General features: G+C 66.4%; 1 protein-coding gene. It reads right to left on the bottom strand.

Annotated elements, in window-relative coordinates; genetic code table 11:
* Positions 1-424: 424 nt before the first annotated feature.
* Positions 425-1,543: a hypothetical protein gene (locus ACIBH3_RS35890; RefSeq protein WP_396316311.1), complete on the bottom strand. Its 1,119-nt coding sequence runs from the start codon at positions 1,541-1,543 to the stop codon at positions 425-427.
* Positions 1,544-2,266 lie beyond the last annotated feature (723 nt).

Here is a 2,266-nt window from a genome sequence, read left to right as displayed (position 1 = left end):
CCGAGTACTTCGACGGACGTCCCATCTGGACTTCCCTTCCTGGATCTACGAGATCCAAGTGTCAGGGGTGTCCACGTCACGGGGCAAAGCTCACAGCCATGACGTGATCAGAGTCCGGCACCGCCTTCCGCCGCCGGTTGCCAGGAGTCGACAACGGTCTGCAGGGCACCGGCGCCCGCCTCGTCTCAGGCCCGTGCCGCCTCCTCGGACGCACACGGACGGACGCGCTCGGGTCAGGCGCCGAGGCCGATGTGGGAGACGTAGGTGTAGGCGCCCCAGTCGGAGTCGAGGTCGGCGATGATGTCGAGGTGGTAGCCGCAGTCCTGGCCCGCGTACTCCCCCACCTGACCGCTGCGGGCCGCTGGCTGTACACACCCGTCCCGCCGCCTGGATATTACGCATGCCAGGCGGCGGGAGGGACAGGTCAGCAGCTGGGGCGAGTCGTGCTGGCGGCGGCCATGTAGTACGAGGTGTCGCCAGGAGAGTCCTTGAGGGGGACCGTGAGGGTCGTGTACGCCGTCCAGGGCATCCCCCCGACGTCGAAGGTGAAGTTCCCCGTCACGGTCTCTGCCAGAGTGTCCAGCGCGATGTAGTTGTACTTGTGGGGTTGGGCGGGGACGGTGACCGAGTTGGTCGTCGTGTCCTGGCCCGACCAGAGCTGATCGAAGCGAACCGCCAGACTAACCTTGACCTTGGCGACGAGCTCCGACAGTGCGCCTGTTTCGAGCTCCTGTGTGAGGGTGAACCCCCAGGAGTTCTGCCAACCCCTCATCTTCGTCTTGGTGAAGGTGTAGTTGAAGGGGGCGTCGAAGTCATTGTACCAGACGTCGGAGATGCACTTGGCCGGAAGGTGGGCCGGTGCACTCTCGCTCTGCTCGGTCCAGTAGCAGGTGAAGCTGTAGCCCTGGCACCTGTGCGATGCGAACGTGACGGCGAGGGTATCCGCAAGGGAACTCTGGGTTTGCGTGATGAACTTCCACTCCTGGTAAGGGTTCGCCGTGCCACAACCCCCGAGGGTGACGTAGGAACCGCTGGCCCAGCCGTTGGCGTTCAGGCAGCTGTAGGAGCTGTTGTGCCGAATCATGAAGCCGCGGCCGCTGCCTGTTCCACCCCCCAGGGGCTGGAGGAACCACTTCTGGCTCTCACCCCCACTGCAGGGCTGCTCGTGGAGCCCAGTACTGCTCCACGGCTCGATGCACTTGTTCGTCCCTAGGTTGAGGAGCGAGAACGTCCCACCACCCGACCCCGGAGTGGGGTTCAGGCGCCACGTCCCCGTCGCCCCGGTCGGGTCGGTGGATATGACCGGTGTGGTCCCGTTGTTGGACGAGAGGCCCTGGAAGGTGAGAGGTGCCAGCGGCGCAGCGGCCGACGAGATGGACACACAGTCCAGTGATGAGGCCAATATGTTGCAGGTTGCGGCGTGAGCCTTGCCGGCGGCGAGCGGAGAGACCGTGATTCCCAGGGCGATACAGCATGCCACCAGCATCAGGGTGATCAGGCGGACCGGGACGGTATCCCGGCCCGAGGCCATCGTGAGGGTCATGGTTCACTCTCACTTTCTCGTGAAGCTTCCGATATGAACGCTCCAGACGCTGGACAGCGATCCGATCAGCGCCTGGCTCCACTCAGCTGACGACAACCCAGCCTGAGCAGACGCGAGAAGCATCCACCCGGCTGGATCCAGCCACACGCGCACAAGTACCTGTTCGGCTACCCGCCTTGCGGGTACCGCGTACCGCCTCGCCTCGCGGATGCGTTCGGCGATCGAGGGTTGCAGCGCTGGGAGATCGACAGAGGGCCGACCGTTGAGCGTCGGCGCTGTGCATGCGAGTGGTTCCTTTTGGGGTCAGGCGCGCCTGCGGGCCGGGAGGCCCTCGGCCGGACGAGGGACGTGGTTCGGCGGCCGGCGGGGCCCGGTCCGGCAGGAACAGCGTGCCGGCCAGCCGGTCGAGGACGGCCGCCCGCAGCGCGTTGTCCGGCACGCCCTTCCCGAGCGGGCCCAGGAGGATCCCAAGCGCCGGTCGTCGTCGGCCCGCGGCAAGTGCACCGCGAGGGCACGATGTTGAGGATGCGCAGCATCCGGGCCCCGCCCCGGCCCGCCCGTACGACGCCGACCGCCTCGGCCAGGTGCTGCGGCAGCGGGGTGCGCCGCTGGTGGCGCACCGTCAGTCCTGAGTGGACGTTAAGTCCTGTTTCTCTCGGTTCGTGATCACTCGTACGTGTGAACGTCGGCCGTACTGGCGTGCCAGTCGGGGTTCGGGTGATG

Origin of the sequence: Kitasatospora sp. NPDC050543 (assembly GCF_044457565.1) — a bacterium.
Taxonomy (GTDB): domain Bacteria; phylum Actinomycetota; class Actinomycetes; order Streptomycetales; family Streptomycetaceae; genus Kitasatospora.
This window is presented reverse-complemented; position numbering and strand designations above follow the sequence as displayed.

Coding starts and splice junctions, on each gene's coding strand:
- ACIBH3_RS35890 (WP_396316311.1), bottom strand. CDS start 1,543: ATGACCCTCACGATGGCCTCGGGCCGGGATACCGTCCCGGTCCGCCTG.